Here is a 23,730-nt window from a genome sequence, read left to right on the forward strand (position 1 = left end):
GGGGCGACTGGTCGCGCGCACCGCACCCGGCCGCTCCTATTCGGTCATTTCCTTCATCATGCGGTCGACCTTGATCATCGCCTCGCGCTTGATCTGGCAGATGCGCGCGGCGCTGACGTCGAGCGTCAGGCCGATTTCGTGCAGGTTGAGTTCTTCGAAGAAATAGAGCTGGAGCACCATCTGCTCGCGCTCGGACAGGCGGCCGACGCACTCGCGCAGCGCCCCCATCAGATCCTCCTGCTCGCAGCGTTCGTCGGCGCCGGCATCCTCGTCGGCGGCGAGGAAAGCGCCGATGTCGGTCAATTCGTCGAGCGAGGTCGACCGGCCGTGCGTCGCATTGCGTTCGAGCGCGAAATAATCCTCGGCCGACATGTCGAACGCGACCGCCATCTCGGCCGCGGTCGGCGCGCGCATCAGCTGCTGTTCGAGCGCGCCGCGCATCGCCTGGATCCGCTTCGCGGCGACCATCGCCGAGCGGCCGACGTCGGCCTCGCGGCGCAGCTGGTCGATCATCGCGCCGCGAATGCGCGTTGTCGCATAGGTGGCAAAGGCGAAGCCGCGCTCCTCATAATGGCGGCTCGCTTCGATCAGCGCGATCAGCCCGGTCTGGATCAGATCGTCGAGTTCGCTGGTCCGCGACACGCGCGAAAAGACCTGCCACGCGATCTTGCGCACCAGCGGGGCATATTCCTCGACCAGCGCCTCGACGCTTTCGCCATAGCCTCGCGCACCCGGCGCTCGGCCGCTCGCGGCAAATTGCTCGGCGGGCTCAATTCTCATGCACTTGGTCCTCCATGGGGGCGTCGGGCCCGGACGCGAGGCGCGGCACTTCGGCGCCGATCGTCGCGACGATTTCGGTCTGCTTGGTCGCGGGAATCTCGAGGTAGGAGATGACGGCGACGTCGGGGAAAGTGGCGCGCACGAGGCGCGAAAGCGCGGAGCGGCAGATCGGCGAGGCGACGAGCGCGAAGCTGCGCGTCTGGAGCAGCAGCGGTTCGACCGCCTGTCCGACCTGTTCGATGATCGTCATCGCCATGCCATGTTCGAACGGCCATTCGGCGGCCGGATTGGCGCGCACGGCCTGGTTGAGAAGCATTTCGATTTCGGGGCTGAAGGTGACGACGGGAAGCGGCATCCGGCTCGGCACGATCGTCTGGACGATGAGCGCGCCGATGCGCTGGCGCACCGCCTCGACCAGGTCGATTTCGCCGAGTTGCTGGCCCGACAGCGCAACCATCGCCTCGGCGATCTTGCGGAAATCGCGCAGCGGCACGCGTTCGACGAGCAGCGATTTGCAAAGGCTCGCGACGCGCGGCAGCGAATAGCCTTGCGGCGAGAGATTCTGCGCGAGCTGCGGATAATGCGTCTTGAGATTGTCGATCAGCGCCTGCGCATCGTCGATGCCGAACAGCTCGGCCGCCGATCCGACGATACTGTTGTTGAGGTGCGTCGCGACGACGGTGGCGGGGTCGACGACCGTATAGCCCGCCGCGATCGCGTCATTCTGCATCGCCTTCGGAATCCACAGCGCGTCGAGGCCGAAGGTCGGATCCTTGCACGGCCGCCCGGTCACCTTGGTGACGAGGTCGCCCGAATCGAGCGCGAGCATCTCGTTGGGGAAGACCTCATCCTCGCCGACGATCACCCCGGCGACCGAGATGCGATAGACGTTGCCGGGCAGCGACAGATCGTCGCTGACCTTCACCGGCGGGACGACGAAGCCGAGTTCCTTCGACAGCTGGCGGCGGATGCCGGTGATGCGCGTCATCAGCGGCGATCCCTTGCGTTCGTCGACGAGGGTGACGAGCGCATAGCCGATCTCGAGCTGGCACGCGCTTGCGTCGCTGACGTCGGCCCATTCGATGTGCGAGGGGTCGGGCGCGGGCGCGGCGGGCTCGGGCAGGTCGGCGACCGCGGCTTCGGCTCGGCGGAGCTGCCAGCCGATCGCGAAGGAGAGCGCGGCGGCGGGCAGGATCAGCATCTGCGGCATCGCGGGAACGAGGCCGAGGATGAGGAGGATGCCGCCGACCGCCATCCAGATGACGGGCGAGGAGAATTGGCTGCCGATCTGGCCGCTGAGGTCGAAGGGCGACGCGACGCGGGTGACGATCGCGGCGGCGGCAATCGACAGCAAAAGCGCTGGAATCTGCGCGACGAGCGCGTCGCCGATCGCGAGTGTGATATAGGTGCTTCCGGCTTCGGACAGGCTGAGGCCGTGGCTGAACATGCCGAGGATCAGCCCGCCGACGATGTTGACGAACAGGATCAAGAGGCCCGCGACCGCGTCGCCCTTCACGAATTTCGAGGCGCCGTCCATCGAGCCGTAGAAATCGGCTTCGGTGCCGACCTCGACGCGGCGCGCCTTGGCTTCTTCGGGGGCGAGCAGCCCGGCATTGAGATCGGCGTCGATCGCCATCTGCTTGCCGGGCAGCGCATCGAGGGTGAAACGCGCCGACACTTCGGACACGCGGCCCGCGCCCTTGGTGATCACGATCAGGTTGATGATCATCAGCACGAAAAACACGAACAGGCCGACGACATAGTCGCCGCCGATCAGCACTTGGCCGAACGCCTCGATGACATGGCCCGCCGCCGCGGTGCCCTCGTGGCCGTGGACGAGCACGACGCGCGTCGAGGCGACGTTCAATGCAAGGCGGAACAGGGTCGCGAGCAGCAGCACGGTCGGAAAAGCCGAGAAGTCGAGCGGTTTCGACGCCTGCAGCGCGACCATCAGGATCAACAGGCTGATCATGATGTTCGCGACGAAGCTGATGTCGAGAATCAGCGGCGAGACCGGGATCACCATCAGCCCGACGAGGATCAGCATCCCCGCCGGCAGCGCCGAGACGCTGGCGAAGCGCGCGAAATTGCGGAGGTTGAAGCCAGCGGTCATGCCGCGCCTCCCGAAAGCGACGCGAGCCGCCGATAGGCATCGGCGGCAAAGCCCATCGAGAGCTTCTTTGGCATAGGCTGGATATCCATCATCTGGAGCGGCGGACGTCCTCCGCCGGCGGCGCTCGCCAACCCGCTCGAGCTGCTCGCCTGCGCGTGCCAGCCGGTGGGGGCGAAGGGCTTCATATTTTCGATCTTGCCGCCCTCTTCGAGCTTCACGCGAAAGCGTTCGCGGATCTCCGCAAGGCTGCGCATGCTGCCGTCGCCGGCGTAGAAGACCGACCGGTTTGCGGCGGCCGCCTCGGGCATCATCGACGCGCCGGGCTGGTCGGGATCGGCCGCGAGCGCCGTCAGGAATTTGGCGGCGCCGCCGCTCCCGAGGAAATGCGCGAGATAGAGGTCGACCGGCTCGGCGCTGCGGCCGATCCGGCTTTCGAGATAGGCGCGATTGTCGCCGGTCAGCGCGGCGGCCATATTCGAGGAGGCGGCGGGATCGTCGCGCAGGTCGAAGATCTGCTGACGAAGCGCGGGATCGGCGACGCTCAGCCGGCCCGACGCGTCGCGGCCGATCGCATCGGCCGCCCAGGCGAGGCCGTGGTTCGCGCCGTGGCGGTCGAGCGTCGCGAGCCAGGTCTGCTTGGTGAACTGATAGAGGCCGCGCGCCGACGAGGTCGACGCTTTGGCGGCCGGATTATAGGCGCTCTCGACGCGCGCGACGTCGAACAGATAGTCGAAATCGATTCCCGACCGCACCGACGCATTCTGCACCGCGTCGAGCACGGGGGCGGCGATGCGGTTGGCGCCCTGGGGATTGTTGATTGCGTTCATGGCTTTCGGTTCCGCTTGTTCAGCAGACCAAAAGCAATCATCGTGCCATTTCGCGGAAACGACCGATATTTTGTTTATTTTTAGTAGCTTAAAGCAGCTCCGCGCGGGCGGGTGCCGCGGATGTCATGGCTTTTGTCAATCCTCTGACGCGTCCAGTTCTTCAATATGTTGACGCGCACCGCAGCGGCTTCGAGCTGGTTCAGCGTCTGCCCGATCAGCGCGCGCGCGCGATGCTCGCTGCCCGCGGGGACCGCCGCGCCGCGAAACAGGATCACCGCGGTCGCGAGTTCCTCGGTCGCGGCGATGATCGCGCCGGCATCATGCCCGTCGAGCGCGCCGACGAGCGTGTTGAGCCGCGCCTGAACCTCATCCATCTGCGCCAGCATCATTCGGCCCCGCGGCCGTGAAAGTCGAGCATCGCGCTCGCGATGATCGCGGGGTGGACGCTATAGCTGCCGTTGGCGATCGCGGTGCGCAGCGATGCGACGCGCGCGACGTCGACCGGCGGCGCCTGGTCGGCCAGGCTACCGGCGAGGCGCGTCAGCTTCGCGGTCGGCAGATTTTCCTGTGCCGGCTGGAGCTGTGCGGGCGTGCGCATCGCCGCGACACTTTCGCTCGCGACCCGGCGCAACGGGACGGCGCGGCCGACGGCGCCGACTGGTCCGATCTTGCTGTCACCCGACATAAAAGCCTCCATCCGGTGCCGTCAGAAAAGTGACGGCGCGGTTCACGAAGGCTTTAACGGACGGTGTATGCGGCGATTAAGGCGGCTGATCAAAAAAACAAAAGAAAGGCCCGGCGCCGTCGGAAAGCCGACAGGCCGGGCCTGGAGGAGGGTAAGGTAAGAAAGATCAGTCGTGCAGGACGGCGCGCCCCGGCCCTGTGACGGTGGCGCTGAGCTTCGACTTGTTGTCCTCGCCCTTGAGCGCAATCGTCTCGCCGACGCGGCCGTCCTCGGCGGCGATCGCGGCATAGCTGATCGAATAGCTTTGCGTGTCGATCGTGACGCGAACATTGTCGCCGCGGCGGATCACCGGGGCGCTTTGCGCGGGGCGGGCATAGCTTGCCGCCGCGGGTGCGGCGCCGGCGGGTCCCGTCATCGGGACGCGCAGGCGCCAGCCGAGCGCGTCGCAGCGCACTGCAAGCGTGTGCGCGTCGATCGCGGTGATCGACGCCTGTTCGGGGCAGCGCGCGAGCTTGATGCGGCGATCGATCGGCGTCGCCGTACGGCCCAGCGCATTGGCGACCGTCGCGGTCAGCGCGTCGATCGTTTGCCAGTCTTCGGTCGCCTGCTGGGCGCCGGCACCATATGGGGCGGCGATGAGGCAGGCGGCGAGGCCGGCGAGAATTTTGCGGGACAAGGTCGATCTCCTTCGGTCCGGTTGTTCGCCCGATAAGCTGCAGGAAGCGTGCCAGTCGCGGTTTGACGCGCGGTTTTGCCGAGGGGCGACGGGCGTCGTCGGTTTTTTGACGAGGGCGCTCGCACCTTGCATTGAACTCCATATAAATTATTGAAATATGATGATTAATTTCTTTTGGCACGGCCATTGCATCATGCCTTGGTGTATTTCCGCGCGTCCGTGCCACCCGGCCGGACCCGGCGAAAGCCCCGCCGCCGGATGGCGGCAAATGAAGGAACGGGATGATGGCATCCGAGAAACTCTTTGGCCTGCACGCGACTGCGCTCCAGCTGCGCAGCCAGCGCATGATGATGCTCGCGTCGAACATCGCGAACGCCGCGACGCCGAATTACAAGGCGCGCGACATCGACTTCGCCAAGGCGCTCGACCTCGCACAGCAGGGCGCCTCGACCGACGGCGCGATTTCGTATCGCGTGCCGGTCCAGGCGTCGCTCGACGGCAACACCGTCGAGATGGCGACCGAGCAGACCGCCTATGCCGAAAACGCGCTGGCCTACCGGTCGAGCCTCGCCTTCCTCAGCGGCCGCATCAACACGCTGTCGCGCGCGCTCAAGGGCGAATGACGATGAACGGCAATTTCTCGGTCTTCGACATCAGCGGCCGCGCGATGTCGGCGCAGCTCGTCCGGCTGAACACGACGGCGTCGAACCTTGCCAACGCGGGGACGGTCGCGGGCAGCGAGGCGGGCGCCTTCCGCTCGCTGAAGCCGGTGTTTCGCACCGTGATGGACGACCATGGCCGCGCGACGGTCCAGATCGATCAGGTCACGACCTCGAAAATGGCGCCGTCGAAACGCCATGATCCGTCGAACCCGCTCGCCGACGCCGACGGCAACGTCTGGGAAGCCGCGGTCGATAGCGCCGCCGAGCTGGTCGAGATGGTCGAGACCGCGCGCCAGTATCAGAACAATGTCCAGGTCCTCGAAACCGCGAAGGGCCTGATCAACGAAACTCTCAGGATGGGACAGTAAGATGGGCGTCAACAGCATCACCAACAACAACCCCGTGATCCACCCCAAGGGCACCAGCCAGCAGATGGATCAGAGCGATTTCCTCCGCCTGATGACCGCGCAGCTGTCGCAGCAGGATCCGTTCAACCCGGTCGATAATCAGCAGATGGTCGCTCAGATGGCGCAATTCTCGAGCCTCGCCGGGATCAGCGAGACGAACAATGTGCTCGCGCAGATTTCGGAGCAGCTGACCGCGCAGACGCAGCTGCTCAAAGACATCAAGGCCGCCACCCCGGCGCCCGCTCCCACCACGCAGGAAGGATAAGTCCATGTCATTCTATACCTCGCTCTCGGGCCTCAAGGCTTCGCAGACCGATATGTCGGTCATCTCGAACAATATCGCCAACGCCGGCTCGGTCGGCTTCAAGCGCAGCAAGGCGCAGTTCGGCGATATCTTCGCCTCGTCGCCGACGCAGTCGACGAAGACGATCGCGGGCCAGGGCACGCGCCTCAACGGCATCACCCAGCAGTTCACGCAGGGATCGTACGAAGCGAGCGAAAAGACGCTCGACATGGCGATCGTCGGCGAGGGCCTGTTCATCGTGAAGGGCAATCCGCCGACCGAAGCGATCACCTATACGCGCAACGGCTCGTTCGAACCGACGCCCGACGGCTATGTCATCGACACGACGGGTTCGAAGCTGCAGCTGCTGCCCGTCGATGCCGACGGCAATGTCACCAACAACACGCTCGCCGGCGCCTTCGACATGCAGCTGCCCACGGGCGCGCCGTCCGACCCGACCGCGTCGCTGGTCAATGTGTCGATCGGACTCGACGGCCTCGTCACCGCGACTTTCGCGAACGGGGAAGACCAGATGCTCGGCAAGGTTGCGATGGCGACCTTCCCGACGATGTCGGGCCTGCGTCCGACGGGCGATGCGCACTGGCAGTCGACGGGCGAAAGCGGCCCGCCGACGATCGACGGCCCGACCAGCGGCTCGATGGGCGCGGTCCGTTCGGGCGCGCTCGAACGCTCGAACGTCGATATCACCGAGGAGCTGGTGATGCTGATGTCGGCGCAGCGCAATTTCCAGGCGAATGCCAAGGCGATCGAGGGCGCGTCGCAGCTGACCCAGACGATCATCGGCATGCGCTGACGCAGCCCTGACCACCGCCTGCCGGGAGTATCCAGATGGACCGCCTCATCTATACCAGCCTTACCGCGATGCGGGGCAGCATGTCCCGGCAGACGGCGATCGCCAACAATCTGGCGAACGCGCAGACACCCGGCTTCCGCGCCGATATGGCCAATGCGCAGTCGCTGTGGCTCGACGGCAGCGGGCTCGACGCGCGTGCGATGGCGTCCGAGGAAGTGCTCGGCGCCGACATGCGCGCCGGGACCGTCACCCAGACGGGCCGCGACCTCGACATCGCGATGCAGGGCGATGCCTTGCTGGTGGTGCAGGCGAAGGACGGCGAAGAGGCGTACACGCGGCGCGGCGACCTGCAAGTCTCGCCGAGCGGGCTGCTCACCACCGGCGACGGCAACCCCGTGCAGGGGACGCAGGGCCCGGTGACGATCCCGCCCGCCGACGCGATCAACATCGACCAGGAAGGCCGCGTGTGGGTCGTGCCGCAGGGCGGCGATCCCGAAAATCCGCAGGAGGTCGACCGGCTGCGGCTCGCGACTCCCGCGGGGTCGGAAATCGTCAAAGGCCTCGATGGCCTGTTCCGCGTCAAGGGCGGCGGCATATTGCCGGACGACCCCGAAGCGCGGCTGCTCACCCGCTCGATCGAAGGATCGAACGTCACCGCGACCAGCACGCTCGTCGAGATGATCGAGGCGAGCCGCAGCTGGGACACCCAATTGAAGATGATCAGCGACGTGCGCGACATGGACAGCGCGACCGCCAATCTGATGCAGCTCCCCCGTTAGAGCACGCTCAAGGAGAATATGAAATGAGTATCGGTGCCTTGCACGTCGCGCGGACCGGTCTGGATGCCCAGGGCTTCCGGATGCAGGTGATCGCCAACAACCTCGCCAACGTCAACACCACGGGCTTCAAGCGCGACCGCGCGAGCTTCGAGACGCTGAGCTATCAATTGATGACGCAGGCCGGCGCGCCTTCGACCGCGGAAAATCGCTATGCGACGGGGCTCAATCTCGGCACCGGCGTCGCACTCAACGGCACCGCGCGCATCGATACGCAGGGCGCGTTCCAGACGACGGGCAACGGGCTCGACGTCGCGATCGACGGCGCCGGCTATTTCCAGGTCGAAATGCCCGACGGGCGCATCGGCTATACTCGCGCGGGCAATTTCGGCCGCGCCCCCGACGGCACGATCGTGACGTCGGACGGCAAGCCGCTGACCCCCGCGATCCAGCTTCCCGAGGATGCGAGCAATGTGACGATCGGTCTCGATGGCACCGTCTCGGCGACCGCCGCCGACGGCACCGCGCTCGAACTCGGCCGGATCGAGATCGCGCGCTTCGCCAACCCGGCGGGGCTGCAGGCGATCGGCGGCAACATGCTCGTCGAAACGCAGGCCTCGGGTGCGCCGCTCGTTGGCGGCGCGGGCGAGGAAGGCCGTGGCTCGCTCCGCGGCGGGATGCTCGAGGGATCGAACGTCAATGTCGTCGAGGAGCTCGTCGACATGATCGAGACGCAGCGCGCCTATGAGGTCAATTCGAAGATGATCTCGGCGACCGACGAGATGATGAAAAATGCGTCGCAGACTCTCTAGGCTGGCGATGCTGGCCGTCGCGCTCGCGCCTGTCTTGGCGCACGCGAAGGACAAGCTGCCGCCCGACGCCTTTGCGGCGTCGATGCCGCTGCCGCCTCCTCCGCCGCCGGCGAACGGCTCGATCTTTCAGGGCGCTTATGTGCCGCTGACGTCGGGCGGGCGCGCGGGCGCGGTCGGCGACATCGTCACGATCCAGCTCGTCGAGCGCACCGCGGCGACGAAAAGCAATGCTGCGGGCACCCAGCGCGACGGCGATATCGGCCTCACGCCGCCGACCACCGGACCGCTGTCGCTGTTCAACCCCAGCGATATAGCAATGGGGGGAGGCCAGCAGTTCAAGGGCAAGGGCGAAGCGTCGCAGTCGAATGCGCTGTCGGGCGAGGTCAGCGTGACCGTCGCCGCCGTCTATCCCAACGGCACGATGCTGGTGAAGGGCGAGAAATTCCTGACCCTCAACCGCGGCGACGAGCGCGTCCAGATCTCGGGGATAGTGCGCGCGATCGACATCAGCCCCGACAACCGCATCCTGTCGACCCGCGTCGCCAACGCGCACATCCGCTACGTCGGCAAGGGCGAGATCGCGCGCGCGAGCCGGCAAGGCTGGCTGCAGCGTTTCTTCTCGATCATCAGCCCCTTCTAACAAGGAATTTGAAGTGACCCAGCGTCCGATCCTGTTCACCCTTTTTGCGCTGCTGCTCGCGAGCTTCGCCTTCGCGGCGCCCGCGCACGCCGAGCGCATCAAGGACATGGGCCAATTCCAGGGGCTGCGCGCGAACCAGCTGACGGGCTACGGCCTGGTCGTGGGCCTCGCCGGCACCGGCGACGACAGCCTCGACTATTCGACGTTGGGCATGCGCGGCGCGGTGTCGCGCTTCGGCCTGACGCTGCCGCCCGGAGTGAACCCGGCGCTCAAGAACGCCGCGGCGGTGATGATCACCGCCGAACTGCCGCCCTTCGCCAAGCCCGGCCAGCGGCTCGACGTCACCGTCTCGGCGATCGGCAAGGCAAAATCCTTACGCGGCGGCACGCTCGTGCTCGCGCCGCTCTATGGCGCCGACGGACAGATTTACGCGATGGTGCAGGGTAACCTCGTCATTGGCGGGCTCGGCGTCGATGCCGCCGACGGGTCGAAGCTGACTGTCAATGTGCCGTCGAGCGGGCGCATCGCGGGCGGTGCGACGGTCGAACGCGCGGTCGACACCGGCTTTGCGACCGCCAGCTATCTGACCTTCAACCTCCACCAGTTCGACGCGACCAATGCGAAGCGCGTCACCGACGCGATCAACGCCGCGCTCCCCGCCACCGCATCGATGATCGACGGCGCGAGCATCGCGATCCGCGCCAGCGGAAACGGCGACGAGCGGATGCGGCTGATGTCGCAGATCGAGAATCTCGGCGTGACGCGCGCCGAACCGCCGGCGAAAGTGATCGTCAACGCGCGCACCGGCACGGTGGTGATCAACGGCGCGGTCCGCGTCGGTACCGCCGCAGTCAGCCACGGCAAGCTCACCGTGTCGATCAAGGAAGCGCCGATGGTCGTCCAGCCCGCGCCGTTCAGCCGCGGCCAGACCGCGATCGAGCCATCGAGCGAGATCGAAGTCACCGAAGATTATCGCCCGGCCTTCCTGATGAACCCCAATGCCTCGCTCTCCGATCTGGTCGATTCGATCAACCGGCTGGGCGTTCCCCCCGGCGACCTCGTCGCCATCCTCGAGGCGCTGAGCCAGGCCGGCGCGCTCACTGCGGAACTGGTGATCATATGACGAGCCCCATTTCTTCCGTTTCGGCGACGCCCACCCCCGCGGCTGCGGGGGGCGGCGACGGCGGGCTGCGCAAGGCGGCCGAGGCGTTCGAAGCCGTGATCCTGCGCCAGCTGATGGCGTCGATGCGGCAGGCGAAGCTTGCCGACGACATCTTCGGGTCGAGCGCGACCGACAATTTCCGCGAGATGGCCGACGCGCGCACCGCCGACAGCCTCGCCGCGATGCGCCAGTTCGGCATCGCCGACATGGTCGAGCGGCAGTTCCGCGGACCGCTCGGCGGGCTTGCCACGCGCTCGGGCGGAGGCGTGCAATGAGCGACTTGCTCGGCATCGGCTACAGCGGGCTCAAGGCCTATTCGCGCGCGCTCTCGACGATCGGCGACAATATCGCCAACGCCCAGACGCCCGGATACGCGCGGCGGCGGCTCGAAATGATGGAAGCCGTCGGCGGCGGCAATTCGATCTTCTATCGCGGCAACACCAATCCGGGCGGCGTCGACATCCGCGGCCTCGACCGTTCGGTCGACGCGTGGCTGATCGAGGATTCGCGCCTCACCTCGGGCGATGCCGAACGCGCGGCGACGAAGCTCGACTGGCTGGGCAAGGTCGAAGGCGCCTTGAGCGACGAGACGAACGGGATCAAGACCGGCCTCACCAACCTCTATACGACCGCCGACCAGCTGACCTCGGATCCGTCGAACCGGACGCTGCGCGCCCAGTTTCTGCAGTCGGTCGACGACATCGCATCGGGATTCCGCACCGCCGCGAACGAACTCGACAAGATGGGCGAGGGGATCGAGGGCGCCGCCGCGAGCGAGGTCGACACGTTCAACGCGAACCTCGATGCGCTCGAACAGATCAACATCGGGCTGCGCAAGGCGCGGCCGGGATCGACGAACGAAGCGAGCCTGCTCGACGAGCGCGACCGATTGCTCGACAAATTGTCGTCGCAGGCGGGGGTCAGCGCGAGTTTCGACAATAATGGCGCGGTGACGCTGCGCGCCGCCGGATCGGGCGACCTGCTTGTCGGCGGCGGGGTTGTGAACCCGATTTCGGTGACTGCCGCGGCCGACGGGCGGCTGTCGTACAGTATCGGCGGATCGCCGCTTGCCATCTCGACGGGATCGCTCGCCGGGCTCGCCGAGGGGGCGAACCATGTCGCCGACCAGCGCGCCGCGCTCGACACGATGGCGAGTGATTTCGCCACCCAGCTCAACGCCGCGCATCAGGCGGGTACCGATGCCGGCGGCAATCCGGGGCAGCCGTTGTTCACGGGCACCAGCGCCGCGACCTTGACCGCCACGACGCTGACCCCCGATCAGGTGGCGGCCGCCGACGCGTCGGGCAGCAACGGCAATATGCTGGCGTTCGGCTCGATGCGGGGGGCGGACGATCCCGAGGCGCGCTGGTCGGGCCATATGGCCTCGCAGGCGCAGACGGTCGCGTCGTCGCGCGCGCAGGATGCCGCCGCCGCGACGCGCGCCGACGCGTCGGCCGCCGCGCGCGATGGGGTCAGCCAGGTCGATCTCGACACCGAGGCGGCCGAATTGCTGCGCTTCCAGCAGGCCTATTCGGCCGCCGCGCGCACGATCCAGGTCGCGCGCGAAACGATGCAAACGCTCTTGAGCTCGCTGTAAGGAGGCCGGGACGATGATCAACGCCGTGGGCAATCGCATGACGCGCGAAATCGCGCGCCAACAAAAGCTCGCCGACGCGCTCGAGCGGACGCAGATCCAGATTTCGGGCGGCAAGAAGCTCCTCCGAATGTCCGACGATCCGGTCGCGGCGCGCCGCATCGCGACGATCGGCACGACGCAGGCGAGCATGGCCGCCTGGTCGGCGAACGTCAATTCGGCCTCGGCACTCGTGTCGCAGGCCGACGGGGTGATGAAATCGGTGAGCGACCTGATGTCGCGCGCACGCGAGCTGACGCTCGCCGCCGCGAGCGATACCGCGAACCCCACCGACCGCGCGACGATTGCGGCCGAACTCGGGACGATCGCCGACGAGCTCGACGCGCTCGCGGCGACCCGCGATTCGAACGGCGATCCGGTATTCGCCGCCGGCGCCGCGCGCGTGATGCGCGTCGATTCTGACGTCACCTTTGCGCCGGTACCGTCGGCGGCCGATGTTTTTGTCGTCGGGGGCAACAGCCTGTCGACGGGAATCCGCGACGCCGCGATGGCAGTCGCCGCGAACGACAAGGCGGGAATGAACGCATCCTTGGGATCGCTCGACACCGCGATCAGCCACGTCGCCGACGAACATGCCAAGATCGGCCTGTCGGGCGGTCGCCTCGACCGCATCGGCGACGGTCTTGCATCGCGCGGGATCGCGCTCAAGGACGAACGCTCGGTGGTCGAGGATACCAATCTCGAAGAGGCGATCGCCCAGCTCCATGCGCAGGATTTGACGCTGCAGGCCGCGCAGGCGGCCTTCGCCAAGATCAACCGGCAGACCTTGTTCGATATTTTGGGCTGACGGCCCTCAATCTTGCGACGGCGCTGCCGTTAATCATCAAGACGTCCCCGAGTTAGTGGGGGCCTGAGTTTGCGGGGCCGGCCTCGACAGCCGGGTCCCGAATGGAGTTGCGCGCACATGTTTCCCGTTGTCGGCATCGTCGTCTTGATCCTGCTGGTCTTCGGGGGCTTTGCGCTGACCGGGGGCAACCTCGGCCCCGTGATGCACGCGCTGCCGCACGAGATGCTGATCATCGGCGGCGCGGCGCTCGGCTCGCTGATCATCGGCAATTCGGGCGCCGACCTGAAGGCGCTCGCCGGCGGGCTCGGCAAGGTTTTCAAGGGACCGCAATACAAGAAGCAGGATTATCTCGACTGCATCCTGCTCGTCTCGACGTTGATGAAGATGATGCGCACTGAGGGGCCGGTCGCGGTCGAGCCGCATATCGAGGATCCGAAGAATTCGACGATCTTTCAGCAATATCCCAAGCTTTTGAAGGACGACACGCTCGTCCATCTGATCTGCGACACGCTGCGTCTGGTGGTCGTGTCGTCGGGGACGCTCGACCCGCACGCGGTCGAGGAGGTGATGGACAATGCGCTGAAAAGCCACCACCACCACAGCCTGAAGCCCGCCGAAGGCTTGCAGAGCCTCGCCGACGCGCTCCCCGCGCTCGGCATCGTCGCGGCGGTGCTCGGCGTCGTCAAGACGATGGGCTCGATCGACCAGCCGCCGGCGATCCTCGGTGCGATGATCGGCTCGGCGCTTGTTGGCACCTTTCTCGGCGTGCTGCTCGCCTATGGCCTCGTCGGCCCGTTCGCGACGCGCGCCAAGACGGTGATCGAAAGCGACGGCGCCATCTATCACACGGTGAAGCAGCTGATCATCGCCTCGCTCCACGGCCATCCGCAGCCGCTGGTGATCGAGGCAGCGCGTTCGGGCGTCGACCATCATAACCAGCCGAGCTTCGCCGAAGTCTTTGATGGCATGAGAGGCCGCTGATGGCCGCGCGCCCGAACACGCCGCCGCGGCCGATCATCGTCAAGAAGGTGATTCAGGAAGCGCATGGCGGCCACCACGGCGGCGCGTGGAAGGTCGCCTATGCCGACTTCGTCACCGCGATGATGGCCTTCTTCCTCCTGATGTGGCTGCTCGGCGCGACCAACGAGGCCCAGCGCAAGGCGCTCGCCGACTATTTCGCGCCGACGATCGTGCAGACGAAAACCGAAACCGCGGGATCGAACGGCCTGTTCGGCGGCGATTCGCTGGTGGCGGCGGATCGCTATCCGCATGGCGCCGCACAAACGGGCACGCGCGCGATGACGATCCCGCGCGATGCGGTCGGCGGCCCGCGCGAGGCGTCGGGGCGCGAACGCAAAGCCGAATCGAAAAAGTTCAACGCGCTCGCCCAGTCGCTGAAGGAGCGGCTCCAGAGCCGCGCCGACCTCAAGCGCCTCGCGCGCAACCTGCGCTTCACCGAAACGCTCGAAGGGCTGCGCATCGACATCGTCGACGACGCCGACGTCTCGATGTTCGCGATCGGCACCAGTCAACTGACCCCGTCCGGCGCGAAGCTGTTCGCCGAGGTCGCGGCGCTGATCGCCGAAGTGCCCAACCGGGTGATGATCCGCGGGCACACCGACGCTGCACCCTGGTCGGCGAAATCGGGCACCAACAACTGGCGCCTGTCGGTCGACCGCGCCGAGGTCACGCGCCACTATCTTTCGTTCCGCGGCATCGCGTCGGAGCGGTTCGCGCGAATCGAAGGGGTCGCCGATCGCGAGCCCTATGTCCCTTCCGACCGATTCGATCCGCGCAATCGCCGTATCTCGATCACCCTCGGGTGGCGGTCGGTGAACGATTAGTGCCAATTTGGCAGCATATCGGCGATAGTTAACGCGTTTGTGGCGTTAATGCTTTCATTTTGGCGATATCCCTTTGTTTTGAATAGCTTAGCGAGCACCAAATAAGCTTTTGTTTACCAGTTTCGTCAATTGCTGAGTCCATCGAAGGGGCACCGAGCGGGCGGTGCGGTGGAGACCAAAATGACACTGGGGCACAACAATAATGCAGCGCTCGAAGCGCTGATCATCGGGTCGAGCCCGGCGGTTTGCCGGCTGCGCGAGATGATCCGCCGCGTGGCGCGATCGAACGCTTCGGTGATGCTCTGCGGCCCGTCGGGCTCGGGCAAGGAACTGGTCGCCCGGGCGATCCACGACGAAGGCGTCCGTGCGGGCAAGGCCTTTTCGGCGATCAACTGCGGCGCGATCCCCGGCGAACTTATCGAATCCGAACTGTTCGGGCATGAAAAGGGCAGCTTCACCGGCGCCCATGCCCGCCGCATCGGTCATTTCGAAGCGAGCGAGGGCGGCACGCTCTTCCTCGACGAAATCGGCGACATGCGTTTCGACATGCAGGTGAAACTGCTCCGCGTGCTCGAAGACCGGACGATCGTCCGCGTCGGCAGCAGCGAGGTGAAGGCCGTCGACGTCCGCGTCATTTCGGCCACCCATCAGGATCTCGGCGCCGCGATCGCCGAAGGCAAGTTCCGCGAAGACCTGTTCTTCCGGCTCGGCGTGGTTGTGCTCCAGGTCCCCAGCCTGGCCAGCCGCGTCGAGGATATTCCGGCGCTCGTCCGCCACTTCCAGCGCCGGATGCCGGCCGATGCCAAATGCCGCTATGACGACGCCGCGATGGCGCTCCTCATGCAGCACGCCTGGCCGGGCAATGTGCGCGAACTCCGCAATTTCGTCGAACGCGCCAGTGTTCTCCACGGCGGCGAGACGCTCGGCGCCGACGATGTCGCGATGCTTTTGAACCCCACCGCAGCGCTTGCACCCCGGCCGGCTGTCCCCAGCAGTCCCGCCGCGGTGCAGGCCGGCGCGGACGATTTCACGACGCCCGCGACGCCCTATGCCAAGACGCCGGCACCGGGCCGCCCGATTGACCTCAAGCGCGAGATCGAGACGATCGAACTCGAACAGATCCACGTCGCGCTCGACCTCGCCGACGGGATCATTTCGGAAGCCGCGCGCCTGCTGACGCTGAAGCGCACGACGCTGATCGAGAAGATGCGCAAATATGGCGTCCACCAGCAGGCCGCCTGACGGCCCGCGCGACACAGGTTTCAGCACCCGCTGAAAAAGGGGGCTCTGGTCCGCTCCCGCACCACCCGGCCGCCCGTCCCCACCTAGGGCGGCCGGGTACCCATCAGGTTATCAAATATGAACGGCACCGGCCGGCTCCTTCATACGACGGGCGGGCCGTTCGTTATGATCAGTGCGAGAGCGGCGTGCGTCAAATCCGATCCGCATCCCCGAGCCCATCGACTGCTCTGGCGGGCGCTCAGGATAAACTTCGGCCTTTGGCCGAAGACGAGGGGCCCGTTCGAGCGGAGCGAGAACCGAAAACGTCGCAGCCTCGACTTCGCTCGGCATAGCTCCTCGTCTTCGCTCGGGGGATGCGGATATTTCAGATTGCGCGCAATGGGCGCTAACGAAGCTGTCGCCAGGCGGCGCTGATCGTCAGGATTCCTTCGAGAAGTTCGGAAAGCCCCTCGGCGCTGTTCGCCGCCACGGCATCGTCGAGCTTGCGGCGCATGCTGCGGTAGACGCGCGAGAGCGCGGTCGCAACATCGCCGCCCTTGTCGCGGTCGAGATTGACGTCGAGGCCGATCAGGATCGCGCGCGCGCGATGCGCGGGTTCGGTCGCCGAAATGCGCTGCCCCTGCCGCACCATCGCGGCGAGGACGCCGACGGCGGTTTCGAGCTCGTCGTAAAGCATTGTCACCAGCTCGATCGGGTCGGCGGCGGCGGCGCGGCTTTCGTTCTGCAAGCGGCGATAAAGTCCGGTCGCCCGGACGGTCGAGGCGGTAGCGGTCACGGTCCTGGTCCCCACGCTCTGGTTAGTCATTGCCCTGATTCGACCAGAGCTTGATCTGTTGTTCCAGATAGGATTGCGTCGCCTTGAACGCGGCCAGCTTCGCTTCGAGCGCGCCATATTGCTTCTCGAGGCGCTTCTTGTACGCGTCCTCGCGTTCCTCGATCTTCTCGAGCTGGTCGGCGAGATTTTCCTTTTTCGTGTCGAGCGATTTCGACACGCGATCGATCGCGCCATTGACCCCGACCGCCTTGTCGCGGATCGCGTCGAGCGCGAAGGCGATGCCGGGGTCGCTCTGTTCGGTGTGGGTGGCGTCGCGACGCGGGTTGAACAGCGCCTCGACCGCGCCGGCGTCGGTTTCGAGCGCCTTGTCGAGCCTTTTATTGTCGACCGACAGCAGACCTTCCTTCGTTACCGAAACGCCGATGTCGGACAGCTGGTTGATGCTGCCGTGGCTCGAAACCACCTTGTGGAGGAGCCCGCCGAGTTCGCGTTCGAGTTCGCGCAATCCGGTCGTCGGGCCCGACAGGCTCGATGCGGCGACGAGGCTTTTCTTGAGCTGGTTATAGACCGCGACAAAATCGCCGACGGTCTGCTTGATCATGTCGAGCGGGCGGCTCGCGCCGATATCGACGGGCTGACCCGGCGCCGCTTTCTTGAGCGTGAGCGACATGCCCGGGACGACGTCGTCGACGATGTTGGTCGCGCGGCTGAAAGCGATGCCGTCGATGGTGAATTCGGCGTTGGCGGCGCTTTGACCCTCGGTCATGCCGCCGCCGGTGGTAAAGGCCGAGAGGCCCGGATCGGCGCCGGCATCGGCGGTGAGGGTGAAGGCGCCCGCTTCGCCGGTCGGGCCTTTCAGGATCAGGCGATGCCCGCCTTCGTCGGCGATGATCGACGCGGTGACGCCCGCGCCGCTCGCGTTGATTGCGTTCGCAAGCCCGTCGAGGCTGTTGTTCGTCGCGTCGATCGTGATCGTCTTGGCGACGCCGCCGACGGTCAGCGTCATCGTGCCCGCGCCGATCGCGGCGGTCTTGTCGGTGACAACGCCCGAATAATTGGTCTGCGCGCGCGCGAGCTGGTTCACGACGACCGTCGCGGCAAAGCTGTCGGCGGAAAGGCCCGCGCGGCTGGTGGCGCCGAGCACGCTTTCATCCGACACGGTGGGCGTGCTGCGCAGCGTGCCGTCATTGACCATCTGGCTCAGCGAATCGGCGAATCCGTCGAGATCGGCGCGCGCCTGCGCGAGCGCGCTGATCCGCGTTTGGTTCGCCTGCGTCAATTCGGTCATGCGCGCGATCTTGGGGTCACGCGACGCGTTCGACAGGTCGGTAACGAGCTGTTTGACGTCGAGGCCCGAGCCGAACCCGAGGCTGTTGGCGATTGAACTGACCATGGCAAATATCCTTCGCACTGCTTAACGGCGGCGCGCAGGGAAGATTAAGCCTGACGCCGGCCTTCGGGATCGAAGCGGTGCGAAGGCGGCACGTCGACTGCAGGCTGGCTGAGCCCGTCGGCGACCGCGCGTTCCAATTGGAAGACGAAGGCGAGCACGGTCGCGACCGCGACGAACAATTCTTCCGGAATCACGCGGCCCGCGCGCGCGGTGAAATAGATGGCGCGGGTGAGCTGCGGATATTCGAGCATCGGCACATTGGCGGCGCGCGCCAGCTCGCGGATCGACAGTGCGACATCGCCGCGTCCGCGCGCGACGACGACCGGCGCGGCGTCGGTCCCGGGACGATAGCGCAGCGCGACCGAGAAATGCGTCGGGTTGGTCAGGACGACGGTCGCTTCCGACACCGCCTTGCGCGCCGACCCGCTCAAAATCTCGTGTGCGCGCTGGCGCTGCGCCTGCTTGAGTTCGGGGGCGCCGTCGGACTGGCGCATCTCCTCCTTGATCTCCTGCTTGCTCATCATCAGCCGCTTGTTGCGCTGGAACCATTGCACCGGGACATCGATCAGCGCGATGACGACGAGCCCGCCGGCGAGCGTCAGCATCGCGTGGCCGACCGCCTTTCCGGCAAGGCCGATCGCGGCGATCAGGTCGGTCGATGCCATCGTCATGATCGCGGGCAGACTGCTTGCGACGAGCCAGTAACCGATCGTCCCGAGCAGCAGCACTTTCGCGATCGCCTTGCCGAGCTCGGTCGCGCCCTGCATGCCGAACATGCGTTTGAGCCCGCTCAGCGGGTTGATCCGGTTGCCCTTGAAGTGGAGCGCCTTGCCGCGCCAGCCTATCGAGCCGAGCATCGCCGGACCTGCGACGGCGGCGCCGAGCGCGAGCGCGAACAGGCTCGCGAGCGGCAGCAAAATCTCGACGCCGTTGCGCATCAGCGCCTCGGCGGGCGCGAAATCGGCGACGTCGGCTGCGGTCAGCGTCAGCCCGCGACGGACGAGGTCGCCCGCCGACTGGACGAACCAGCCGCCCGCGGCGACGATCCAGCCCGCGGCGGCGAGCATCATCAGCGCGGTCGCCAACTCGCGCGATATCAGCACATCGCCCTCGCGCGCCGAATCGGCGAGCTTCTTCGCGGTCGGCTGTTCGGTTTTCTGGTCCTTGTCGCTGCCTTCGGCCATGGCTCAGATTCCCGCGACCATGCGCGCGGCGTCGAGCGCGTCGGAGAGGATGCGCGCGACCGCCTCGGCCATCGCGGGCGTCGCGACGCCGAGCAGCACGATCCCGGCGAGCAGGGTCGCGGGGATGCCGACCGCGAACAGGTTGAGCGCGGGCGCCGAGCGGCCGATCACGCCCATGATGATCTGGACGAGAATGAGCACGAAGCCGACGGGCATCGCGATCGTCAGCCCCGCCGCGAACATCAGGCTCCCGAAGCGGATGAGGCCGCCGATCGCGTCCCACGAGGGAAAGGCGTTGCCGGGCGGCAGCGCGTCATAGCTGCCCACGATGATGTCGATCAGCAGCAGATGGCCGTCGGCGGCGAGGAAGAGCGCCGTCGCCATCATCGACAGGAACTGGCCGATCGCCGAACTCGACGCGCCGCTCAACGGATCGACCATCGACGCGAAGCCGAGGCCCATCGCATTGCTGATCACTTCGCCCGCGAGCAAGGCGGCGGCGAGTCCCATCTGGAGCACGAAGCCGATCGCGAGCCCGATCACGACCTCGCCGATGACGAAGAAAAAGCCCGGAACCGACACGATGCCTTCGGGCGGCAGCGCCATGCCCGATGCCGCGACCGCGGGCACCCCGACCGCGAGCGCGATCACGAGCCGAAGCTGTACCGGCACATTCGCGGCGCCGAACACCGGCGCTGCGATAAAGGCGGCGCCGGGGCGGATCATCCCCAGCATCCACAGCTGAAGCATCGCCTCGATATTCGGGATGTCGGCGGGGTTCATCGACGTGCCGCGAGCCCTAACGGACGAGCGCCGGAATCTGCGCGAACAACTCGCGCGTGAAGTCGGTGAGCAGCACGAGGATGCTGCCGCCGAAGATCGCGAGGCAGATCGCCGCGACGATCAGCTTGGGCACGAAGGTCAAAGTCTGTTCGTTGATCGAGGTCGCCGCCTGCACCATGCCGAGCAGCACGCCGATGACGAGCACCGGCAACAGCAGCGGCGCCGAGGCGAGCGCAAGGATCCACAGCGACTGCTGCGCGACCCCGATGAAATAGTCGGCTTCCATGGCCTCAGTGCCTGCTGTCGAGCGACTGGCCCGCCCTGACCGGTTCGATTTTGTCCCGGTGCAGGGCAGGCGAAGCGCCGCGATGCGATACGTCCCGCTGGGGGACCAATGTGACGATGGGCCAAAAGCGGCCGGTTCCGAAGGGGCTCCAGCGCCGCGGCGCGCGGTGCTCCCCGGAAACCTGCGCCGCGGCGCAATCGAGGTAGGTCAATCCCATCGTACCGGACCCTAACTCACGAAGGAGGAGGCGAGCGATCCCATCGTCAGCGCCCAGCCGTCGACGAGGACGAAGAGCAGCAGCTTGAACGGCATCGATATGATCGTCGGCGACAGCATCATCATACCGAGCGACATCAGTGCCGATGCGACGATCAGGTCGATGACGAGGAAGGGGAGGAAGATGAGGAAGCCGATCTGGAACGCGGTCTTGAGCTCGCTGGTGACGAAGGCGGGGAGCAGGATCGAGAAGGGGACGTCCTTCGGGCTCGCATAGCTCGGCGCCTTGGCGATCTTCGCGAACATCATCAGGTCGGTCTTGCGCGTCTGCTTCATCATGAAACCGTGGAGCGCATCGCCCGAGCGCGACACCGCTTCGCCGATGTCGATCTGTTCCTGACCATAAGGTTCGATCGCGACGCGGTTCACTTCGCTGATCACCGGCGCCATCACGAACAGCGAGAGAAAGAGGCTGAGGCCGACGAGCACCTGGTTCGGCGGCGTCTGTTGCAGCCCGAGCGCGTGGCGCAGGATCGACAGCACGATGATGATCCGCGTGAAGCTCGTCATCATCAGCAGCAGCGACGGCAGCACCGTCAGCAGGCTCATCAGGACGAGGATCTGGAGCGACAGGCTCAAGGGTCGGCCGTCGCCGCCGATCTCGTTCACCGCGCGGCTGAGGCCGTCGGCCGCCTGTGCATAGGCCGCCGGCGCGGTGCAGAGCAGCGCGCCGCCGCCGGCGAGCGCCGCGGCACGCAGCCAGAAGCGGCGGTCAGTCGACATGGAAATCCCCCTGCGCGTCGTCGGCAATCCGCGTGATCCCGTTACGCGACACCGCGACGAGAATCCGCTGCCCCGCGAATTCGACGACCGCGAGCTTCGATCCCGGGCCGAGCGGCAGCACGTCGATCATTTCGACCGCGCGCGTCTTGGTCGCGCCGCCGACGAGCGGCACGCCCATCTGGACGCGCTTCCACAGCCACAGGCTGCCCCACGCCATGCCGCCGACGATCGGCAGCAGGATGAGCAGGCGGAGGATATATTCGAACATCAGGCTCTCCGTTCGAAGCCTTCGAGCCCGCGCGCCGGCGCGACGACTTCGGCGACCTGAATGCCGTAGCGGCCATCGACGCTGACGATTTCGCCCTTCGCGATGAGGGTGCCGTTGGCATAGATGTCGAGCAGGTCGGTCGCGGCGCGATCGAGCTCGATCACGCTGCCTTCGCCCAATGCGAGCAACTCGGAAAGCGTCATCGAGGTCGACCCGACCTCGACCGACACGCGCAGCGAGACGCCGGCGAGCAGGTCGAAATTGGGCGCGGCGGCGATGCTCTTGTCGCGCCGGTCGGCGCGCGCCTTCGGGGCGTCGGCGATGTCAGTCATTGTCCGGTCCTTTTTCGATATGGTCGATCATGATCGCGGCGTTGCCATTGGCTTCGCCGATGCTGCCGAACGCGAAGCTGCGCCCGGCGACGGTCACCGGCACATGGCGCGGCATGGAAAGCGGAATGATGTCGCCGACCTCGAGCGCGAGCAGCTTGACGAGGCTGATCTCGGGACGCGCGAGCACCGAGCGAACGGGCATGCGCACGTCGCGCAGCGCCTTGTCGAGCGCGCCCGACCAGACCGGATCGCCGCCGCCGGCGGCCGGCATGTCGGGAAGCAGTTCGTCGCCCGCGATCCCGCGCAGCGCCGCGACCGGATAGGCGCACAGGATGACGCGCCCGTCGAAAGGCGCGCCGCGCAGCGTGAAACGCTGCACGAACAATTCGTCCTCGGCGCGCACCGCGGCGAGCTTCGCCGGATCGGCGGTAACGCAGTCGAGTTCGGGTTCGAGTGCCAGCTTGCCGCGCCAGGCGGCGGCGAGCTGCATCCCGATGTCGCGGCCGAGCCGCGCGGCGAAGCGGTCTTCGGCGTCGGTCAGCTCTTCGCGTTCGGCGGCGAGCTGGCCGCGGCCGCCATAGAAGATATCGACGAGCTGGAGCAGCAGCGAGCGCGATCCGGCGAGCAGCACCGGGCCTTTGAGCGGCGCCGCGTGATAGCGCCAGAAGATCGCAGGCGCGGCCGACGCGCTCCACTCGGCAAAGCTCATCTGTTCGGCGCCGGCGCGCTCGACCTGAATCGCCGGCGCACCGAGCGCGCGGATAAGGTCGCGCAGGCTGCGCGCGAACTGGTTCGCGACGCCCTCGAGCGCGGGAAAGGCATAGCTATCCGCCGCCTTGCGCAGCAGGAGCGATTCCTTGCTGTCCGCGGGCGCGGCCGCGGGAGCCGGTGGAGAAGCCCTTGGGGCCTTCACGGCTTTGACGGATTTCGTGCCGGTGGTCACTGGATCACCAGACTCGTGAAATAGACATTGTCGATACCCCCGAAACCTTCCTTCTCGCGCAGCACATCGTTGATCGCGGTCGTCAACTGGCGTTGAAGCCGCTGTTTCCCCTCTGATGTGGAGAGCAGAGCCGGATTCTGTTCGGCGAGCACCATAAGCACGACCGAGCGGATCGGCACTGCCTGCCGTTTGATATTATTGATAACCTTGCCGTCGTAGAAGGTCGAAAGGCTGATACCGATCTGCAAAAAGCCCGATCCGTCGGCGAGGTTCGTCGTGAAGCTTTCGGTGATCGGATAATAGGTGATCTCATACGTGCGCGGATCGACCTTGAACTTGTCGTTCGGGACCGAGACGGTTCCGACCTTGAGCGGCGCTTCCTTGTTGTCGCCCTCGGCGGCGGGTTCGGCGCCGTCCTCGCTGCGCACGACGAGCTTGGGATAATTATCCTCGGGCTTCGCTTCATGCGCCTGCAGCGCGCCGAAATAGATGCCCGCGCCCGCGCCGGCGCCGATCAGCGCGATCGCCGCGACCCCGATCAGCAGCAGCTTTTTGAACTTGCCCTTTTTCTTGGGGGCGCCTTCGACATTATCCTTGGCCATG

Annotated in this window: 30 protein-coding genes; 14 read left to right on the forward strand and 16 right to left on the reverse strand. The window is 66.3% G+C overall.

What is annotated here, in order from left to right; all coding sequences use genetic code 11:
• Positions 1–36: 36 nt before the first annotated feature.
• The 6 genes from OVY29_RS17175 to OVY29_RS17200 form a co-directional block, all read right to left on the reverse strand.
• Positions 37–780 carry a sigma-70 family RNA polymerase sigma factor gene (locus tag OVY29_RS17175; RefSeq protein WP_037557415.1) on the reverse strand — a complete coding sequence of 248 codons (744 nt, stop codon included), beginning with the start codon at positions 778–780 and terminating at the stop codon, positions 37–39.
• Positions 770–2,893, reverse strand: a complete 2,124-nt coding sequence (flhA, locus tag OVY29_RS17180) for a flagellar biosynthesis protein FlhA (RefSeq protein ID WP_313911795.1) — start codon at positions 2,891–2,893, stop codon at positions 770–772. Before flhA ends, OVY29_RS17175 begins: the two co-directional genes overlap by 11 nt.
• Positions 2,890–3,720 (reverse strand): transglycosylase SLT domain-containing protein, encoded by an 831-nt coding sequence (locus OVY29_RS17185; protein ID WP_037557412.1) that lies wholly within the window; start codon positions 3,718–3,720, stop codon positions 2,890–2,892. The genes flhA and OVY29_RS17185 overlap by 4 nt, the downstream gene beginning before the upstream one ends.
• 80 nt (positions 3,721–3,800) lie before the next feature.
• The gene (locus tag OVY29_RS17190) at positions 3,801–4,094 is read right to left on the reverse strand and encodes a hypothetical protein (RefSeq protein WP_313911796.1); all 294 of its coding nucleotides are present in this window, start codon (positions 4,092–4,094) and stop codon (positions 3,801–3,803) included.
• A gap of 11 nt (positions 4,095–4,105) precedes the next feature.
• Complete coding sequence (gene flgM, locus OVY29_RS17195) at positions 4,106–4,405, reverse strand: flagellar biosynthesis anti-sigma factor FlgM (protein WP_161786573.1); 300 nt, start codon at positions 4,403–4,405, stop codon at positions 4,106–4,108.
• Between the two features lie 166 nt (positions 4,406–4,571).
• Positions 4,572–5,081, reverse strand: coding sequence for a flagella basal body P-ring formation protein FlgA (locus OVY29_RS17200; protein WP_037557410.1), 510 nt, complete (start codon positions 5,079–5,081; stop codon positions 4,572–4,574).
• Positions 5,082–5,362: 281 nt separating this feature from the next.
• Between OVY29_RS17200 and OVY29_RS17205 the strand changes: the two genes are divergently transcribed.
• The 14 genes from OVY29_RS17205 to OVY29_RS17270 all read left to right on the forward strand — a co-directional run bounded on the left by OVY29_RS17205 (position 5,363) and on the right by OVY29_RS17270 (position 16,164).
• On the forward strand, positions 5,363–5,704 hold the full coding sequence (locus OVY29_RS17205) for a flagellar basal body rod protein FlgB (RefSeq protein WP_037557409.1): 342 nt from the start codon (positions 5,363–5,365) through the stop codon (positions 5,702–5,704).
• Positions 5,701–6,111 (forward strand): flagellar basal body rod protein FlgC, encoded by a 411-nt coding sequence (gene flgC / locus OVY29_RS17210; protein WP_037512556.1) that lies wholly within the window; start codon positions 5,701–5,703, stop codon positions 6,109–6,111. The genes OVY29_RS17205 and flgC overlap by 4 nt, the downstream gene beginning before the upstream one ends.
• Position 6,112: 1 nt before the next feature.
• The gene (locus tag OVY29_RS17215) at positions 6,113–6,415 is read left to right on the forward strand and encodes a flagellar hook assembly protein FlgD (RefSeq protein ID WP_037557408.1); all 303 of its coding nucleotides are present in this window, start codon (positions 6,113–6,115) and stop codon (positions 6,413–6,415) included.
• A gap of 4 nt (positions 6,416–6,419) precedes the next feature.
• Positions 6,420–7,247: a flagellar hook-basal body complex protein gene (locus OVY29_RS17220; protein ID WP_037557406.1), complete on the forward strand. Its 828-nt coding sequence runs from the start codon at positions 6,420–6,422 to the stop codon at positions 7,245–7,247.
• 35 nt (positions 7,248–7,282) lie between these two features.
• Positions 7,283–8,026, forward strand: coding sequence for a flagellar basal-body rod protein FlgF (gene flgF, locus OVY29_RS17225; protein ID WP_037557405.1), 744 nt, complete (start codon positions 7,283–7,285; stop codon positions 8,024–8,026).
• A 23-nt stretch (positions 8,027–8,049) separates the two neighbouring features.
• Complete coding sequence (gene flgG / locus OVY29_RS17230; RefSeq protein ID WP_037557404.1) at positions 8,050–8,835, forward strand: flagellar basal-body rod protein FlgG; 786 nt, start codon at positions 8,050–8,052, stop codon at positions 8,833–8,835.
• On the forward strand, positions 8,816–9,475 hold the full coding sequence (locus tag OVY29_RS17235; RefSeq protein ID WP_037557403.1) for a flagellar basal body L-ring protein FlgH: 660 nt from the start codon (positions 8,816–8,818) through the stop codon (positions 9,473–9,475). The genes flgG and OVY29_RS17235 overlap by 20 nt, the downstream gene beginning before the upstream one ends.
• 13 nt (positions 9,476–9,488) lie before the next feature.
• Positions 9,489–10,598 carry a flagellar basal body P-ring protein FlgI gene (locus tag OVY29_RS17240; RefSeq protein WP_052182463.1) on the forward strand — a complete coding sequence of 370 codons (1,110 nt, stop codon included), beginning with the start codon at positions 9,489–9,491 and terminating at the stop codon, positions 10,596–10,598.
• A complete protein-coding gene (locus OVY29_RS17245) occupies positions 10,595–10,912 on the forward strand; it encodes a rod-binding protein (RefSeq protein ID WP_037557402.1) in 318 nt (105 codons plus the stop codon). The genes OVY29_RS17240 and OVY29_RS17245 overlap by 4 nt, the downstream gene beginning before the upstream one ends.
• Positions 10,909–12,234: a flagellar hook-associated protein FlgK gene (gene flgK, locus OVY29_RS17250; RefSeq protein ID WP_037557401.1), complete on the forward strand. Its 1,326-nt coding sequence runs from the start codon at positions 10,909–10,911 to the stop codon at positions 12,232–12,234. The genes OVY29_RS17245 and flgK overlap by 4 nt, the downstream gene beginning before the upstream one ends.
• Positions 12,235–12,247: 13 nt before the next feature.
• Complete coding sequence (locus tag OVY29_RS17255; protein ID WP_313911797.1) at positions 12,248–13,078, forward strand: flagellin; 831 nt, start codon at positions 12,248–12,250, stop codon at positions 13,076–13,078.
• Positions 13,079–13,195: 117 nt separating this feature from the next.
• A complete protein-coding gene (gene motA, locus OVY29_RS17260) occupies positions 13,196–14,059 on the forward strand; it encodes a flagellar motor stator protein MotA (protein WP_037557399.1) in 864 nt (287 codons plus the stop codon).
• A complete protein-coding gene (locus OVY29_RS17265) occupies positions 14,059–14,922 on the forward strand; it encodes a flagellar motor protein MotB (RefSeq protein ID WP_037557398.1) in 864 nt (287 codons plus the stop codon). Before motA ends, OVY29_RS17265 begins: the two co-directional genes overlap by 1 nt.
• Positions 14,923–15,102: 180 nt before the next feature.
• Complete coding sequence (locus OVY29_RS17270) at positions 15,103–16,164, forward strand: sigma-54 interaction domain-containing protein (RefSeq protein WP_037557397.1); 1,062 nt, start codon at positions 15,103–15,105, stop codon at positions 16,162–16,164.
• A 385-nt stretch (positions 16,165–16,549) separates the two neighbouring features.
• Here the strand turns inward: OVY29_RS17270 and fliS are convergent, their stop codons facing one another.
• The 10 genes from fliS to fliL all read right to left on the reverse strand — a co-directional run bounded on the left by fliS (position 16,550) and on the right by fliL (position 23,729).
• On the reverse strand, positions 16,550–16,939 hold the full coding sequence (gene fliS / locus OVY29_RS17275) for a flagellar export chaperone FliS (protein ID WP_037557396.1): 390 nt from the start codon (positions 16,937–16,939) through the stop codon (positions 16,550–16,552).
• Between the two features lie 22 nt (positions 16,940–16,961).
• On the reverse strand, positions 16,962–18,332 hold the full coding sequence (gene fliD, locus OVY29_RS17280) for a flagellar filament capping protein FliD (protein ID WP_037557395.1): 1,371 nt from the start codon (positions 18,330–18,332) through the stop codon (positions 16,962–16,964).
• 44 nt (positions 18,333–18,376) lie between these two features.
• Positions 18,377–19,516 carry a flagellar biosynthesis protein FlhB gene (locus OVY29_RS17285; protein ID WP_037557394.1) on the reverse strand — a complete coding sequence of 380 codons (1,140 nt, stop codon included), beginning with the start codon at positions 19,514–19,516 and terminating at the stop codon, positions 18,377–18,379.
• A gap of 3 nt (positions 19,517–19,519) precedes the next feature.
• Positions 19,520–20,299, reverse strand: coding sequence for a flagellar biosynthetic protein FliR (gene fliR / locus OVY29_RS17290; protein WP_037557393.1), 780 nt, complete (start codon positions 20,297–20,299; stop codon positions 19,520–19,522).
• Positions 20,300–20,315: 16 nt separating this feature from the next.
• Entirely contained in the window at positions 20,316–20,585 is a 270-nt protein-coding gene (locus tag OVY29_RS17295) for a flagellar biosynthetic protein FliQ (RefSeq protein WP_037557392.1), read from the reverse strand.
• Between the two features lie 228 nt (positions 20,586–20,813).
• The gene (gene fliP / locus OVY29_RS17300; protein WP_037557391.1) at positions 20,814–21,584 is read right to left on the reverse strand and encodes a flagellar type III secretion system pore protein FliP; all 771 of its coding nucleotides are present in this window, start codon (positions 21,582–21,584) and stop codon (positions 20,814–20,816) included.
• Positions 21,574–21,852, reverse strand: a complete 279-nt coding sequence (locus tag OVY29_RS17305; RefSeq protein WP_037557390.1) for a flagellar biosynthetic protein FliO — start codon at positions 21,850–21,852, stop codon at positions 21,574–21,576. The genes fliP and OVY29_RS17305 overlap by 11 nt, the downstream gene beginning before the upstream one ends.
• On the reverse strand, positions 21,852–22,184 hold the full coding sequence (fliN, locus tag OVY29_RS17310; protein WP_037557389.1) for a flagellar motor switch protein FliN: 333 nt from the start codon (positions 22,182–22,184) through the stop codon (positions 21,852–21,854). The genes OVY29_RS17305 and fliN overlap by 1 nt, the downstream gene beginning before the upstream one ends.
• Positions 22,177–23,127: a flagellar motor switch protein FliM gene (locus OVY29_RS17315; protein WP_037557388.1), complete on the reverse strand. Its 951-nt coding sequence runs from the start codon at positions 23,125–23,127 to the stop codon at positions 22,177–22,179. Before OVY29_RS17315 ends, fliN begins: the two co-directional genes overlap by 8 nt.
• Entirely contained in the window at positions 23,124–23,729 is a 606-nt protein-coding gene (gene fliL / locus OVY29_RS17320; protein ID WP_037557387.1) for a flagellar basal body-associated protein FliL, read from the reverse strand. Before fliL ends, OVY29_RS17315 begins: the two co-directional genes overlap by 4 nt.
• Between the last annotated feature and the right edge of the window lies 1 nt (position 23,730).

This window comes from Sphingopyxis sp. SE2, from assembly GCF_032227185.1.
Classification (GTDB): Bacteria; Pseudomonadota; Alphaproteobacteria; order Sphingomonadales; family Sphingomonadaceae; genus Sphingopyxis.